At 60.2% G+C, this 14,614-nt stretch carries 13 protein-coding genes; 2 read left to right on the forward strand and 11 right to left on the reverse strand.

Features of this window, described 5'->3' with window-relative positions; genetic code table 11:
* Positions 1 to 185 precede the first annotated feature (185 nt).
* Complete coding sequence (locus AC3ITY_RS05380; protein WP_489308023.1) at positions 186 to 1,220, forward strand: alpha/beta fold hydrolase; 1,035 nt, start codon at positions 186 to 188, stop codon at positions 1,218 to 1,220.
* A gap of 153 nt (positions 1,221 to 1,373) precedes the next feature.
* Here AC3ITY_RS05380 and aauR read toward each other — a convergent pair whose 3' ends face one another.
* From aauR to AC3ITY_RS05415, 7 genes are all read right to left on the reverse strand, one after another.
* Entirely contained in the window at positions 1,374 to 2,702 is a 1,329-nt protein-coding gene (gene aauR / locus AC3ITY_RS05385) for a two-component response regulator AauR (RefSeq protein ID WP_223458730.1), read from the reverse strand.
* A complete protein-coding gene (gene aauS, locus AC3ITY_RS05390) occupies positions 2,699 to 4,600 on the reverse strand; it encodes a two-component sensor histidine kinase AauS (RefSeq protein ID WP_489308025.1) in 1,902 nt (633 codons plus the stop codon). The genes aauR and aauS overlap by 4 nt, the downstream gene beginning before the upstream one ends.
* 223 nt (positions 4,601 to 4,823) lie before the next feature.
* The gene (locus AC3ITY_RS05395; RefSeq protein WP_007985725.1) at positions 4,824 to 5,558 is read right to left on the reverse strand and encodes an amino acid ABC transporter ATP-binding protein; all 735 of its coding nucleotides are present in this window, start codon (positions 5,556 to 5,558) and stop codon (positions 4,824 to 4,826) included.
* Positions 5,555 to 6,226, reverse strand: a complete 672-nt coding sequence (locus AC3ITY_RS05400) for an amino acid ABC transporter permease (protein WP_489310784.1) — start codon at positions 6,224 to 6,226, stop codon at positions 5,555 to 5,557. Before AC3ITY_RS05400 ends, AC3ITY_RS05395 begins: the two co-directional genes overlap by 4 nt.
* Positions 6,226 to 6,972: an amino acid ABC transporter permease gene (locus tag AC3ITY_RS05405; RefSeq protein ID WP_223458733.1), complete on the reverse strand. Its 747-nt coding sequence runs from the start codon at positions 6,970 to 6,972 to the stop codon at positions 6,226 to 6,228. The genes AC3ITY_RS05400 and AC3ITY_RS05405 overlap by 1 nt, the downstream gene beginning before the upstream one ends.
* 194 nt (positions 6,973 to 7,166) lie before the next feature.
* Positions 7,167 to 8,081, reverse strand: coding sequence for a glutamate/aspartate ABC transporter substrate-binding protein (locus AC3ITY_RS05410; protein WP_489308026.1), 915 nt, complete (start codon positions 8,079 to 8,081; stop codon positions 7,167 to 7,169).
* A 277-nt stretch (positions 8,082 to 8,358) separates the two neighbouring features.
* Positions 8,359 to 9,987 (reverse strand): glucan biosynthesis protein D, encoded by a 1,629-nt coding sequence (locus AC3ITY_RS05415; RefSeq protein WP_489308027.1) that lies wholly within the window; start codon positions 9,985 to 9,987, stop codon positions 8,359 to 8,361.
* A gap of 418 nt (positions 9,988 to 10,405) precedes the next feature.
* Between AC3ITY_RS05415 and AC3ITY_RS05420 the strand changes: the two genes are divergently transcribed.
* Positions 10,406 to 10,591: a hypothetical protein gene (locus AC3ITY_RS05420; protein ID WP_489308028.1), complete on the forward strand. Its 186-nt coding sequence runs from the start codon at positions 10,406 to 10,408 to the stop codon at positions 10,589 to 10,591.
* A gap of 36 nt (positions 10,592 to 10,627) precedes the next feature.
* On the opposite strand, the gene AC3ITY_RS05425 is transcribed toward AC3ITY_RS05420, so the two are convergent.
* From AC3ITY_RS05425 to AC3ITY_RS05440, 4 genes are all read right to left on the reverse strand, one after another.
* Positions 10,628 to 10,918, reverse strand: coding sequence for a type II toxin-antitoxin system RelE/ParE family toxin (locus AC3ITY_RS05425; protein WP_082562882.1), 291 nt, complete (start codon positions 10,916 to 10,918; stop codon positions 10,628 to 10,630).
* Positions 10,896 to 11,144: a CopG family ribbon-helix-helix protein gene (locus tag AC3ITY_RS05430; RefSeq protein ID WP_056721085.1), complete on the reverse strand. Its 249-nt coding sequence runs from the start codon at positions 11,142 to 11,144 to the stop codon at positions 10,896 to 10,898. The genes AC3ITY_RS05425 and AC3ITY_RS05430 overlap by 23 nt, the downstream gene beginning before the upstream one ends.
* 263 nt (positions 11,145 to 11,407) lie before the next feature.
* Positions 11,408 to 12,892, reverse strand: coding sequence for an APC family permease (locus tag AC3ITY_RS05435; RefSeq protein ID WP_489308029.1), 1,485 nt, complete (start codon positions 12,890 to 12,892; stop codon positions 11,408 to 11,410).
* A gap of 275 nt (positions 12,893 to 13,167) precedes the next feature.
* Positions 13,168 to 14,592: a gamma-aminobutyraldehyde dehydrogenase gene (locus AC3ITY_RS05440; RefSeq protein WP_489308030.1), complete on the reverse strand. Its 1,425-nt coding sequence runs from the start codon at positions 14,590 to 14,592 to the stop codon at positions 13,168 to 13,170.
* Between the last annotated feature and the right edge of the window lie 22 nt (positions 14,593 to 14,614).

Below are 14,614 nucleotides of genomic sequence, written 5' to 3' on the forward strand. Positions count from 1 at the left end.
GCGGTACGGGCATTAGGAGGCAGTCGTCAAACGGTCGGGTGGTACATAGTTATTGCGAGGCTGAATCTGACGCCGGATGACCGCCCGGCACTCTTCATCAAACTGTCATGGAACTGTGGCAGCGCGCTTGAACAAACTTCATCAGACTCGCGCTCTACTGGGGTTCTGCGTTTTGGTGTTTTTTCATGGGTGCTTCATTCTTTTCACGAATCGTATTTTTGACCGCGCTGATGTTCGGCCTGCCATCCCTGGCGGCTTCGCGTTGTGACGTCAATGTTCCGACCGAACGGGTGGATCTGGCCCAGGTAAGCCTGGCGTACCAGAGCATCGGTCGTGCGTCGGATCCGGCATTGCTGCTGGTGATGGGCCTGGGCGGGCAATTGATTCACTGGCCGGACGAGGTGGTGGTCGCGCTGTGCCAGCAGGGGTTCCGGGTGATCCGCTATGACAATCGCGATGTCGGCCTGTCGACCTGGCGGCAAGCACCGGCCGAAGCCAACCTGACCTTCGAAGTGCTGCGCTACAAACTCGGATTGCCGGTGTCGTCGCCGTATTCGCTGACCGATATGGCCGACGATGGCCTGGGACTGATGGACGCCTTGCACATCGATCAATTCCACGTGTTGGGCGCCAGCATGGGCGGGATGATCGCCCAGCATATGGCGGCCATGGCACCGCAACGGGTCGAGAGCCTGACCCTGATCATGACCACTTCCGGCGCCGAAGGCTTGCCGGCGCCGAGTGCGGCGCTGGTGCAGTTGTTGGCCCGGCGCGGTGCACCGAACCGCGAAGTGGCCCTGGAGCAACAGGCCGACTTGCTGGCGGCGCTGGGCAGCCCGATGGTCACCGATGATCGCCAGGCGCTGCTGCATCAGGCGGCGCTGTCCTATGACCGGGCGTTCAATCCCGAAGGCGTGAAACGCCAGATCATGGCCATTCTCGCCGAGCCGAGCCGGGTGGCGTTGCTCAACCAGTTGCGGGTCCCGGCACTGGTGGTGCACGGCACGGCCGACCCGCTGCTGCCAGTGATGCACGGGGTGCATCTGGCGGCGCATCTGCGTGGCAGTCAATTGATCTTGATTCCGGGCCTGGCCCATCGCTTCCAGGAGGCATTCAAGGCGCCGTTGCTGGGGGCAGTGTTGCCGTATTTGCGCGAGCACCGTGAAGACACTTCACACTGGGCACAGATCGAGCCTGTGGCCGATCGCAACCTTCTCTGACCCTCCTATTACTTGTGGGAGCGAGCAGGCTCGCTCCCACAGGAGAATGCATTTATCCGTGAAAGCGTAGCCAGACAGTCACCAAAGCCGTGGCCGCCATCAATCACGCCAGCACCATCGCCGCGCCCAGGGTTGCTTTGAGAATCAGGTCCATCAGTGGCTTAGCCCGTACTTCTTGACTTTGTCGAATAAGGTGGTCTTGGCCATGCCCAGTTCCTGGCTGGCCTGGGTCAGGTTGCCGCCGCTGCGTTGCAAGGCATCGCTGAGCAGGTTGCGCTCGAACGCCTCCACCGCTTCGGCAAAGGCCAGACCCTGATTGCTGGCGCCGGCACCGGTTTTCTTGAACGCTGGCAGGCCCAGGGCAAAGCGCTCGGCAACGTTACGCAGTTCACGCACGTTACCCGGCCAGTCGTGGCTCATCAGGTTCGAAACGGTCTGGTTGTCCAACTCCGGCACCGTGCGGTCGAAGCGTAGGGACGACTGCTGCAAGAAGTGTTCGAACAGTTGCAGGATGTCCTCGCGGCGCTCGCGCAGCGGTGGCAGTTCCAGGGTCACTACGTTGAGGCGGTAATACAGGTCGCTGCGGAATTCGCCGGCCTTGCTCGACTCGACGAGGTCGGATTTAGTCGCTGCGATGACGCGGCAATCCACCGCTACGCTCTGGTTCGAACCGAGGCGTTCGAGGGTGCGTTCCTGCAGCACCCGCAGCAGTTTGATCTGCAAGGGCAGGGGCATGCTTTCCACTTCGTCGAGGAACAGCGTGCCGCCGTCGGCGTGTTCGATCTTGCCGATCCGTCGTTTGCCCGCGCCGGTAAAGGCGTTGGCTTCGTGGCCGAATATTTCACTTTCGAACAGGTTCTCCGGCAGGCCACCGCAGTTCAGCGCGACGAACTGCTTGGTGTGCCGCCGACTGAAATCATGCAGGCAGCGCGCAACCAATTCCTTGCCGGTGCCGGTCTCGCCTTCGATCAGCACGTTGGCCGAGGTATCGGCAACGTTGGCGATCAGCTCCCGCAGGTTCTGCATGGCCGGCGAGCGACCGATGATCCGTCCTTCCAGGGAATCACGTTCGGCCAGTTGCCGACGCAGCGACGTCACCTCCCGCGCCAGGCTGCGTTGCTCCAGGGCGCGGCGGGCGACGTCCACCAGACGTTCGGGGGAGAAGGGTTTTTCCATGAAGTCGTAGGCGCCTTTCTGCATCGCGCCGACGGCCATGGAAATGTCGCCGTGGCCGGTAATCAGCACCACCGGCAGGCTGCGGTCGCGGGCCTTGAGGCGGGTCAGCAACTCCAGGCCATCGATGCCCGGCAGGCGAATGTCGCTGACGACAATGCCGGCGAAGTTGTCGCCGACCCGCTCCAGGGCTTCTTCGGCGCTGCCCACGCCAATGCAGGGAATGTCTTCCAGGGTCAGCGCCTGTTGGCAGCCGAGCAGCACATGGGGGTCGTCTTCGACGATCAATACACTAAGGTCGTTGTTCATATCGGCTCGGCGGGAGTGGGGCTTACCAACGGTAAACTGAGGACGAATGCGGTACCACCGCTGGCCGGGTGCTCTACACCCAGGTGACCGCCGGTGGCGGCGGCGAGGCTGGCGGAAAGGGTCAGGCCCAGGCCCAGGCCCTGTTCGCCGGGTTTGGTGGTGAAGAACGGTTCGAACAGGTGCTTGCGCGCTTCGGCGTCGATGCCGTGGCCGTTGTCACGCACCCGCAGGCGGTATTTGCCATCGAACTCTTCGCCTTCGAGCCACAGCTCGGGTTGCGGCTGCGCTTGCATGGCGTCGAGGGCGTTGCCGATCAGGTTGACCAGAATCTGCTCCAGGCGGGTCTGGTCGATCTGCACCTGTACATCGTTGAAATCGCGGTGCAGTTGCAGCTGAATGTTTTCCACCCGGCCACCGAGCAATTGCAAGGCCGCGTCCACGCCTTTGCCGAGGCAGGCCTGACCCTTGTCGTCACCGCGCCGGGCAAACGAGCGCAGGCTGGCGGTGATCCGGCCCATGCGGTCGATCAGTTCGTTGATGGTCTTGAGGTTGGTGCTGGCCACGTCGAGCTGGCCGCGTTCGAGGAAGCGCACGGTATTGCCGGACAAGGTGCGCAGCGCCGCCAGCGGCTGGTTCAGTTCGTGGGCGATGCTGGTGGACATCTGGCCGATGGCCGCGAGTTTTCCTGCCTGTACCAATTCATCCTGGGCGCGGCGCAAGGTCTCTTCGGCCTGCCGGCGCTCGCGGATCTGGCCCTTGAGCCGTTCGTTGCTGGCGCGCAGGTCAGTGGTGCGTTCGGTAATCCGACGCTCCAGCTGGTTGTTGGCTTCCTGCAAGGCTTCCCGGGCCGCGAGGCGGGTGGCGATCACTTTGCGCCGCTCGTTCCAGGCGATCAGCAGGAACGCCAGGAGGGCAAACGCCACGGCCACCAGAATCCCCTGATTGATCGCTTCGCGGCGCAGATCCTGCAGCGGCGTGAGCAGGGTGAAGTTCCACGGCGTATCGCTCAACGGCCTGGTTTGCGCCAGGTAGCTGATGTTTTCGTCGTCGGACACCAGCTCGCTGTTGGCCGGGAACGTGAGTTTTTCCACGCCTTCGGACAGGGTTTCCCGGGCCAGCGGCTGCAGTTCGTTGAGCGGGAACCAGTAGTACTGCAGGCTGCGGGCGAGTTTTTCCTTGGTTTCTTCGCTCAGCGGCACCACCGATTTCAAGCGCCGCGCCGGATCGCTGGACAGAATGATGATGCCGTTTTCGTCGCTGACGAAGGCTTCCAGGCGTGCCCGTTGCCAGCGTTCTTCCATGGCTTCCAGGCGTACCTTGACCACCGCGACGCCGATGATCTTGCCGTGTTCTTCCAGGCCATGGGCCAGGTAGTAACCGGGTTCACCGTTGGTACTGCCGATGCCGTAGAAGCGCCCTGGCTGGCCACGCACGGCGTTCTGGAAATAGGCGCGAAAGGATAGGTCTTCACCCAGGTAACTGTCGACATCGCGCCAGTTGCTGGTGGCCATGACGCGGCCGGTGGTGTCCATCACGTAGATGGCCCGACTGCGGCTGCGCCGGTTCAGGCCTTCGAGGTAATCGTTGACCGTCTGCCGGTGTTCCGGAGTCGGGTCGGCCAGCAACTGCGGAACGCTGGTTTCGAGTTCCAGCAGGCTGGGCAGGTAGGTGTATTTGCTGATTTCGCTTTCGACGGCGCGGGCGTGCAGTTCCAGCTGACGCTGTCCGTTTTCGCCAAGGCTGCGGATGCCGTAGTGTTCACTGATCCAGAAGCCGATATAGCCCAGGCCGATCATCATGGCGATGATCAGCGGCGGCAGGAACAAATGACGAACCAGACGGGGTTTCACGGCGAGTGATGGCGACGCTGCGCGATAAAGATTGGGGTCGCATTTCATCACAGATGCCTTGGGTCAACCAGCATGGCAACGGGCTTGCTCTGGTTTCCTGCCGAACGCGGAACCTGTGGCGAGGGAGCTTGCTCCCGCTCGGCTGCGAAGCAGTCGTAAAACCGATAAATGCGGTGTGTCAGACACAATGCATTTTCAGGTTTTTGGGCCGCTGCGCGACCCAGCGGGAGCAAGCTCCCTCGCCACAAGGGCAATCCAGTTACCGTCTTTCTTAGTGCTGCAGAATCTTGTTGAGGAAGTGCTGCGTGCGATCGGCGCGGGCGTTGATGTCGCCGAAGAACTCTTCTTTCTTGCAGTCTTCGATGATCTTGCCGGCATCCATGAAGATCACCCGGTCCGCGACTTTACGGGCGAAGCCCATTTCGTGGGTCACGCACATCATGGTCATGCCTTCGTGGGCCAGTTGCACCATCACGTCGAGCACTTCGTTGACCATTTCCGGGTCCAGCGCCGAGGTCGGTTCGTCGAACAGCATGACGATCGGGTCCATCGCCAGCGCACGGGCAATCGCCACACGCTGTTGCTGACCACCGGACAGTTGGCCAGGATGCTTGTGGGCATGGGCCGAGAGACCGACGCGCTCGAGCAGTTGCAGGCCTTTCTTGGTGGCTTCTTCCTTGCTGCGGCCCAACACCTTGATCTGCGCGATGGTCAGGTTTTCGGTGATGGTCAGGTGCGGGAACAGCTCGAAGTGCTGGAACACCATGCCCACGCGGGAACGCAGTTTCGGCAGGTTGGTCTTCGGGTCGGCGATGGAGGTGCCGTCGACCACGATGTCGCCTTTCTGGAACGGTTCCAAGGCGTTGACGCACTTGATCAGGGTCGATTTGCCGGAACCGGATGGCCCGCACACCACGATCACTTCGCCTTTTTTGACCTCGGTGCTGCAATCAGTCAGTACCTGGAAGTCCCCATACCACTTGTTGATGCTTTTGATAGAGATCATACGGCGAACCTTTTTTGCAGACGCTTGACCAGCTGCGAGGCGGCAAAGCTGATGGTGAAGTACACGAGACCCGCGAAAATCAGGAACTCATTGGAGCGGCCAATGATGTCGCCACTGGCGCGCGAAGCATTGAGGAAGTCCACCAGACCGACGGCGTAGACCAGCGAGGTGTCCTGAAACAGGATGATGCTCTGTTGCAGCAACAGCGGAGTCATCTTGCGGAACGCTTGCGGCAGGATGATCAGGCGCATCATCTGCCCGTAACTCATGCCCAGTGCCTGGGCAGCGCCCATCTGGCCCTTGGGAATCGACTGCACACCGGCACGGACGATTTCGCAGAAGTACGCCGCTTCGAACATCATGAAGGCCACGATGCACGAGGCGAACGCGCCGATCGGCGTGTCTTCGCCAGTGATCCAGCGCAGCACGAACGGTACCGCCAGGTAGAACCAGGTGATCACCAGCAGCAGCGGGATCGAGCGGAAATAGTTGACGTAGGCGCCGGCCAGGTTCGACAGCAGTTTATTGTGCGACAGACGGCACAGCGCCAGGATGGTGCCGAGGATGATCCCGCCGATCACGCCCATGGCCATCAGCTTGAGGGTCATGATCATGCCGTTCCACAGGCCCGGCAGGGACGGGATGATGCCTGAGAAGTCGAATTCCATCATTTACCCCCTACGGAGATCAGGCCCGGTACGGCGACTTTCTTCTCGACCAGGCGCATCAGCAACATCAGGCTCATGTTCAGGGTGAAGTAGATCAGCGTTGCCAGGGTAAAGGCTTCGAACAGGTTGGCGGAGAACTCGGCGGTCTGTTTGGTCTGCGCGAGCAATTCCATCAAGCCGATCAGCGAGGCCACGGAGGTGTTCTTGAAAACGTTCAAGAATTCCGAGGTGAGCGGTGGAATGATGATCCGGTAGGCCTGGGGCAGCAGCACGTTCCAGTAGATCTGCGGCAGCTTGAAACCCATGGCGCGGGCCGCGGATTCCTGGCCTTTTGGCAGGGCCTGGATACCGGTGCGCACCTGTTCGCAAACGCGAGCTGTGGTGAACAGGCCCAGGCACACGACGACGCTGAGGAAGGCCGAGGTGGTCGGGTTCAGATCCTGCTTGTACCACTCTTGCAGGTCTGCCGGCAGCAGGTCGGGTACCAGGAAGTACCAGATGAACAGCTGCACCAGCAGCGGCACGTTACGGAAGAGTTCGACGTAGCAGGTGGCGATGCCCGATACGATGCGATTCGGCACGGTACGCATGACACCCAGGATCGACCCCAGTGTCAGGGCGATGATCCAGGCCGCGATGGCGATGCCGATGGTCCAGCCCAGACCAGTCATGTACCAGTCGAAATAGGTCTCGCTGCCCACGCCGGTGGACTTGAAGAACACGCCCCAGTCCCAGTTGTAATTCATTAGGGTCTCCCCTCAGTTCAATCGATGTACAAGTGCCCGCTTGGGGGAAGCTCCGTTCCCGTCTGTCCTTGAGGGACAGGCACACGCTCCCGGCTCGACAGCCACCGGTTCGAGTGTTTCCAAAAAATGCCAGCAGGAAGTGACCACCTCCTGAAAGGGCGAGGGCCCTCTCAGGAGATAAGGTTAGTCAGAAATCAGGACTTCTTGTCGTCAGCCGCTTTATCGGTCGGTTTGGCGATCAGGACCTTGAGTTCTTCGCTCATTGGGAAGTTCAGGTTCAGGCCTTTTGGCGGGATTGGCTGCATGAACCATTTTTCGTAGATCTTGTTGATCTCGCCCGATGCGTAGGTGGCCTTGATGGCGTCATCCACAGCCTTTTTGAACGGCTCGTCGCCTTTGCGCACCATGCAGCCGTAGATTTCGTAGGACTGTGGAGTACCGGTCACTGCCCAGTCTTTCGCATTCTTGGCCTTGGCTGCTTCACCTGCCAGCAGGGCGTCGTCCATCATGAAAGCCACGGCACGGCCGGTTTCCAGCATCTGGAAGGATTCGCCGTGGTCTTTGGCGGAGATGACGTTCATGCCCATCTGCTTGTCGGCGTTCATCGCCTTGAGGATGCGCTCGGACGTGGTGCCGGCGGTGGTCACGACGTTCTTGCCGGCCAGGTCAGGGAAATCCTTGTACTTGGAGTCTGCCTTGGACAGCAGGCGAGTACCGATTTCGAAGATGCCAACGGAGAAGTCAACTTGCTGCTGACGCTCGACGTTGTTGGTGGTGGAACCGCACTCGAGGTCCACGGTGCCGTTCTGCACCAGCGGGATACGGGTTTGCGAAGTCACCAGGTTGTACTTGACCTGGAGGTTCGGCATGTCGAGGTCTTTTTTCAGCGCTTCGACGACTTTCAACTGGATGTCGTGGGAATAGCCGACCGGTTTGCCGGAAGCGTCTGCAATGTAGGAAAACGGAATGGAAGCGTCACGATGGCCCAGAGTGATGGTGCCGGACTCTTTGATCTTCTTCAGGGTGCCGGTGAGTTCGGCGGCGAAAACTGGAGTGCTGATCAGAGCGGCAGCAATGGCTGCGCCCAGGATGTGGGGAACGATGCGCATCAAATTTTCCTCGACATTGTTTTTTTTATGGAGCCAGGTCATCGGCCCTTTTGTGCTGCAAAACACCTGAGCGCTATTGAGAGTCGGCGCAAAGGACATTCGTCGAAGAAGTGTAGAGCATGACTCGTGCCAGACCAGTCTCAATTGATCAAGTAATTGATTTATAAGGAAATTAAATATTTTTTGCGTTGAAATTTCAGTGAGATGATCCGGTTAACCGAACCGACCCGCAGGTCGCGTTCGGAAAACCGAATGGTGGCTGGGTGCTACTCGGGTGTCAGGTGTATTTGCGCTTGTCCGGCGCTGGCGGGAAGTACTGGTACAACCAGGTTTCACTCAACGTGCGGTCGTTGGTGCGGATGAACAGGCGCAGCTCGACAGGCTCGACGCTGTCACTGGTCGGGTACCAGTCAAACAGGATGCGGTAGCCTTTGATGTCATCGAGCTTGAGCACGCTGAAATCCTTGACCTCGCCGTTTGAGCAAGTGACTACAGGCTCGATGCCCGCGCCTTCAGGCAAGCGGTCCAGGCCGCCGCCAGTGAAGTCCACGGCAAAACGACGGGCCCAGACTGGCGGGTAATGCTCGCCTGGCGCCCAGCCTTCGGTGAAGCCGCCCATGCCCGAACGGGTCGCATTGACCCGTGCCAACGGCGTTCCGACTGGCGGCAATGCGCTCCAGTACAGCTTGTAGCCGTAGTTCAGCGAGTCGCCGGCCGCCACCGGTTTCTTCGGGGTCCAGAAGGCGACGATGTTGTCCATGGTCTCGCCGGTGGTGGGAATCTCCAGCAGATCGACCGAGCCTTCGCCCCATGCGGTGGTCGGTTCGACCCACAGGCTTGGGCGGCGGCTGTACCAGTCGACTGTGTCCTGATAGCTGGCGAACTCGTGGTCGGTCTGCACCAGGCCGAAGCCCTTCGGGTCGGTATCGGCGAAGGCATTGAATTGCAGGGTCGCCGGGTTATTCAGCGGGCGGCAGACCCACTCGCCGTTGCCGCGCCACATGGCCAGGCGATCGGAGTCGTGGATTTGCGGGTGAATGGTGTCGCACATGCGGCGCTCGTGGGTGCCGCAGCTGAACATGCTGGTCATCGGCGCGATGCCCAATTGGTCGATGGCGGTGCGTGCGTTGACGTGGGCATCGATCTCCATCACCACGCGCTCGGCCTGGCAGTCGATATCGAAGCGGTAGGCACCGGTGGCGCTCGGCGAGTCGAGCAAGGCGTAGACCACGAAGCGGGTGCTGTCCTTGTCCGGCGTCTCGAACCAGAACTTGGTGAAGTCCGGGAATTCCTCACGTTTTTTGGCGTAGGTATCGATGGCCAGTCCGCGGGCCGACAAGCCGTACTGGCCGGTAGCATCCACCGCACGGAAGTAACTGGCGCCGAGGAAGGACACGACGTCGTGCTTGTCCAATTCCGGGGCCTTGAACAACTTGAAGCCGGAGAACCCCAGGTCGCCCTTGAGCTGCGCGGTGTCGACCGTGGTGTTTTCGTAGTTGAACAGCGACGGACGGAAATGCACCTCGCGGGCCATCCGGGTTTTCGGATCGACGCTGTACATGCGCACCGGCTGCTTGAACCCCATGCCGACGTGAAAGAACTGCACGTCCAGCTGACCCTTGAGTTCTTTCCACAACGAATGATTGCCGTCGTAGCGGATCGCATTGAAGTTCTGCGGCGTCATGGTCGCCAGGGTCGGCGGCAACTGTTGCTTGGTGTCCTGGTAGCGATTGCTGGCGAGCTGTTTGGCCTGGAGCTTCAGCGCCTCGAAATCGAACGCGGTGGCCTCGCCATCAGCGGTGCCGCCACTGGCGGCCCAAGCCTGGGCGGCCAACAGCCCCGTGGCGGACAAGCCGGTGTAGGCCGCGATGGCCATGGAGGCTTTGAGCAAATTCCTGCGGTGCATAAATACAACCTGTCGTGAGCAATCCCGCGCCGTTCCTGGCGCGTGCTGGATCAGTAATATCGGTTCGGACATGCCTTCGGCCAAACGCAACGGACTTTTAAACAGATGCCCGACAGCTTAAACCGTTCGATTGCAGAGCAAAATTGATTGATGGCACTGCGATGGCTCGGCAATGAAACAAGACATGTCGGGAAACAATTCCGACAGGGGTTTCTGATTTACAGGGCATTTCTGCTTTTTTCGACTAATTACTCTAAAAACCGCTTTTCAGCGCCCGGAATATTTCTATTCTGTGCATATGACCGGTTTATGCCCTTCGGACCGGTGCGGTTCAGCGGGCACCCAGCGGCTGCTGAAAAAGGGATAGGGCGATGCGGTTTTTTGCAGTTTCTTTGACGTCTAGAGAAGGACATCGTCCATGTCGAAAGTACAGAACATCACTGAATTGTTGGGAATCTTTCCGTGTCTGACCCTGGGGCGACGAAGACGCCGACTCAATAGCGAGGAAATGAAACTGGTGGAGCGCTATCGGGAGCTCTCGGAGAGCGACAGGATCGCGATGAGGTATCTGGTGGATGCGATGAGGAGTGTTTCGAGGTTTTGAAGTATGGGGCATCCCGTCCTGGCTGGATGCCCTCATCTACCAATCCTGGGAACGCTCGGATCGCTGATGCAGCACGCGCAGAACTTGTACCTGGCCTTGGGAAAATCGGTAAGGGGCGATAAAGGGAAAACGGCCAAGTACCAACTCTCGGACATCGGGCATGCCTGAAGGCCTGCCCGAGCCGGGAAACTGTTCCAACAGTTCAAAGGATTGCAACATCGTGGAAATGATTTCGAGAGCGGCTTTTGCGCCAACTACCTTTCGGTAGTGTTCGTGAATGGCATCGAGATCGCTATCGGCTTTTTCAGTCAGTACTACGCTCGGCACGTTTTGCCCACTTAGCCTTCACGGCATCCAGATCGGTGAGTTTCCCCGCGTCGGCATCGGCGATGCCGTCACTGATGGCTTGCAGATGCCAGGACTCGGCTTCCACATATCGAACCAATGCACGCTTGAGATGGTACTGACGATCTCTGTCGGTCGCCGCAGCCAATAAATCCAGCTGCTGTGCCAATTGTTCTTCGACGCGAAAAGACAAAACGGGTGAGGCCATGATGGCTCTCCTAAGGTGTATACGCTGTAAACGACGTAAACACCCTAGGCCGAGCCGGGGTTTTCGTCAACCGCAGGCGTGCATGGGCTGCACGAAACTCTAGTGCGGCGAACACGAACGAGAGAGAGGGATGTGTTGCCGGATGCAAACGCAACGAGATGGGGTTAACCGACTCAACGCCCGTCGGGGGGGATATCCATATTCAATCCGTGTTGGTTTTTTTAGATCGCCCCGGCACCACGACGGCACCGGGGCGAATGCCGTTACCGGCTGACTTTCCAAGCATCCCCCGCAGGCGCCGTACCGTGGTCATACGGCTTGGCGATCCACATGTAGAGCAAGCCCAGGCCAATCACGATGGCAGTGCTCAGCACCATCGCGTAGTTGATGTACCACGCGGCATCCGGCGTACGTGGCCAGGCCATGTTGATGATGGCGCCGACACCATAGACCAGCGCGCCGATGTTCACCGGCCAGCCCCAGGCACCGAGGGTGAATTTTCCGCTGGGTTTCCAGCCTTTCATGCGTGCGTAGAGTGCTGCGAGCACGATCATCTGGAACGCCAGGTAGATGCCGATCGCCGCGAAGCTGACGATGGTTGCAACCGCATCCTGCAGGAAGAAGCCGAGGATGATGATGAGTGCCGGTAGGACGCCGGACACGAACAGTGCGGCAACTGGAACCTGGGTCGTAGGGGAAATCTTTTTCAGCAGTCGGCTGCCGATGACCATTTCATCACGGGCGTAGGAATACAGCAGACGACTGGCCGCCGCTTGCAGGCTGATCACGCAGGAGATGAAGGAAATCATCACCACGCCCATCACCACTTTCGAACCCACCGGCCCGAACGCGTTGTTGAGGATGGTGGTGACTGGATCCTTGTCGGTGCCGTTGATCACCGCTTGCATGTCCGGCACGGCGAGGATCAGTGCCAGGCAGGCGAACATCGCCGCGATACCGCCGATGTAGATGGTCATGCGCATGGCCACCGGGATTTTCTTGCTCGGGTTCGGGGTTTCTTCGGCCACGTCGCCGCAAGCCTCGAAGCCGTAGTACAGGAACATCCCCGCCAGCGACGCGGTGAGGAAGGCCGGCAGGTACGAGCCGTCGACGCTGATATCGAAGGTGTTGAACAACACGCTGATGGGCTGATGACGCTCGAAAATCAGCAGGTAAACGCCGACGATCACCGCGCCCACCAGTTCGCAGAGGAAGCCGAACATGGCGATCCGCGCCAGCACTTTGGTGCCGCTCAGGTTGACCAGGGTGGCGAATAGCGTCAGGAACAGGGCAATGATGATGTTGGTGTTGTTGCTCGGTTCAAAGCCCATCATGGCGGCGAGGTACGGACCGGCACCCACGGCGACCGCCGCGATAGTGACGCACAGGGCAATGGAGTAGATCCAGCCGACCATCCACGCCCAGCGTTTGCCCACCAAGCGGCGAGCCCATGGGTACACACCGCCGGAAATCGGGAACTGCGAAACCACTTCACCGAAGATCAGGCACACCAGCAACTGGCCGCAACCGACCAGCAAGTAGGCCCAGAACATCGGTGGCCCGCCCGCGGCCAGGCACAGGCCGAACAGGGTATACACCCCGACGACCGGGGACAGGTAAGTGAAGCCCAGGGCGAAGTTTTCCCACAGGCTCATGCTGCGGTTGAAGTTGGAGGTGTAACCCAGTTTGCGTAGTTGCTCGGCATCGCTGTCGGCAAGGGCTACAGAGAGATCGGGTGATGCACTCATGTGTGATTGCTCCGGAAAATCGGCAGATTTCGGATGTCCGAAACCGTGACGGGGCCTTGGGGGCGCCGCCCGGATCGGTGGTTATTGTTTTGTCTTCTTTGGGGTGGAGCCTGGTGGTGCGTACTGCCGGTTTCTGCCTTGAAACCGCGGTGACACGTTCGCTGTAGGAGCGAGCTTGCTCGCGAAAAACCTGAGGACACCGCGGGGCGTCAGGATCCCCGCGTCATCGTTGACGTCCATCGCGAGCAAGCTCGCTCCTACAGGCGATGCTTTTTCTAGTGCTTGAACATCACATGCCGCACAACGGTGTAGTCCTCGAGCCCGTACATGGACATGTCCTTGCCATAGCCGGACAGTTTCTGACCGCCGTGGGGCATTTCGCTGACGAGCATGAAGTGCGTATTCACCCAGGTGCAGCCGTACTGCAAACGGGCCGACAGGCGATGGGCACGACCGACGTCCGCGGTCCACACGGAGGAGGCCAGGCCGTACTCCGAATCGTTGGCCCAGCCCAGCACCTGTGCTTCATCACTGAATCTGGTCACCGACACCACTGGCCCGAACACTTCGCGACGCACGATCTCGTCGTCCTGCTGCGCGTCGGCCAGCACGGTCGGTTCGAAGAAGTAACCGTCGCCTTCGACAGCTTTACCGCCGGTGATCAGGCGGATGTGCGGCTGGGCTACGGCGCGTTCGACGAAACCGGCTACGCGGTCGCGGTGTTGCGCGGTGATCAGCGGGCCGAGTTCGGTCGATGGATCATCCTGCAGGCCGTACTTGATGCTGCTGACGGCTGCGCCGAGTTTCTCGACGAACTTGTCGTAGATGCCTTCCTGGGCATAGATGCGGCAGGCGGCGGTGCAGTCTTGCCCGGCGTTGTAGAAACCGAAGGTGCGGATGCCTTCGACGGCGGCATCGATGTCGGCGTCGTCGAAGATGATCACCGGGGCCTTGCCGCCCAATTCCATGTGCATGCGTTTGACGCTGTCGGCGGTGCTGGAAATGATGTTCGAGCCGGTGGCAATCGAACCGGTCAGCGACACCATGCGCACTTTCGGGTGGGTCACCAGCGGGCTACCGACGGTAGGACCACGACCGAACACCAGGTTGAGCACACCAGCCGGGAAAATGTCCGACGCCAGTTCGGCCAGGCGCAGGGCGGTCAGCGGGGTTTGTTCCGACGGCTTGAGCACCACGGTATTACCGGCGGCCAGGGCCGGGGCGATTTTCCAGGCGACCATCATCAGCGGGTAGTTCCACGGCGCGATGGAGGCGATCACGCCCACCGGGTCGCGGCGGATCATCGAGGTGTGGCCGGGCAGGTATTCGCCACCGGCCGAGCCGCTCATGCAACGGCTGGCGCCAGCGAAGAAGCGGAACACGTCGGCAATCGCCGGGATCTCGTCGTTCAGCGCGGCGCTGTAGGGCTTGCCGCAGTTGTCCGATTCCAGTTTGGCCAGCTCTTCGCCGTGGGCTTCGATGGCATCGGCCAGTTTGAGCAGCAGCAGCGAACGCGCTTTCGGCGGGGTATGCGACCAGCTGTCGAACGCGGCGTCGGCGGCGCGCACGGCGGCATCGACCTGGGCTGCGCTGGCTTCGTTGATTTCCACCAGCACACGGCCCAAGGCCGGGTTGAATACGGGTTGGGCGGGGCCTTCGCCGGCGAGCAGTTGGCCGTTGATCAAGAGTTTGGTTTGCATGGCATTTGTCCTCTTACAAGCT

It is taken from the genome of Pseudomonas sp. GL_091 (assembly GCF_057837725.1).

What these genes read in the sequence shown, in the direction of transcription:
- AC3ITY_RS05380 (WP_489308023.1), top strand. Translation starts at nt 186, where the DNA reads ATGGGTGCTTCATTCTTTTCACGAATCGTATTTTTGACCGCGCTGATG.
- aauR (WP_223458730.1), bottom strand. Translation starts at nt 2,702, where the DNA reads ATGAACAACGACCTTAGTGTATTGATCGTCGAAGACGACCCCCATGTG.
- aauS (WP_489308025.1), bottom strand. Translation starts at nt 4,600, where the DNA reads ATGAAATGCGACCCCAATCTTTATCGCGCAGCGTCGCCATCACTCGCC.
- AC3ITY_RS05395 (WP_007985725.1), bottom strand. Translation starts at nt 5,558, where the DNA reads ATGATCTCTATCAAAAGCATCAACAAGTGGTATGGGGACTTCCAGGTA.
- AC3ITY_RS05400 (WP_489310784.1), bottom strand. Translation starts at nt 6,226, where the DNA reads ATGGAATTCGACTTCTCAGGCATCATCCCGTCCCTGCCGGGCCTGTGG.
- AC3ITY_RS05405 (WP_223458733.1), bottom strand. Translation starts at nt 6,972, where the DNA reads ATGAATTACAACTGGGACTGGGGCGTGTTCTTCAAGTCCACCGGCGTG.
- AC3ITY_RS05410 (WP_489308026.1), bottom strand. Translation starts at nt 8,081, where the DNA reads ATGCGCATCGTTCCCCACATCCTGGGCGCAGCCATTGCTGCCGCTCTG.
- AC3ITY_RS05415 (WP_489308027.1), bottom strand. Translation starts at nt 9,987, where the DNA reads ATGCACCGCAGGAATTTGCTCAAAGCCTCCATGGCCATCGCGGCCTAC.
- AC3ITY_RS05420 (WP_489308028.1), top strand. Translation starts at nt 10,406, where the DNA reads ATGTCGAAAGTACAGAACATCACTGAATTGTTGGGAATCTTTCCGTGT.
- AC3ITY_RS05430 (WP_056721085.1), bottom strand. Translation starts at nt 11,144, where the DNA reads ATGGCCTCACCCGTTTTGTCTTTTCGCGTCGAAGAACAATTGGCACAG.
- AC3ITY_RS05435 (WP_489308029.1), bottom strand. Translation starts at nt 12,892, where the DNA reads ATGAGTGCATCACCCGATCTCTCTGTAGCCCTTGCCGACAGCGATGCC.
- AC3ITY_RS05440 (WP_489308030.1), bottom strand. Translation starts at nt 14,592, where the DNA reads ATGCAAACCAAACTCTTGATCAACGGCCAACTGCTCGCCGGCGAAGGC.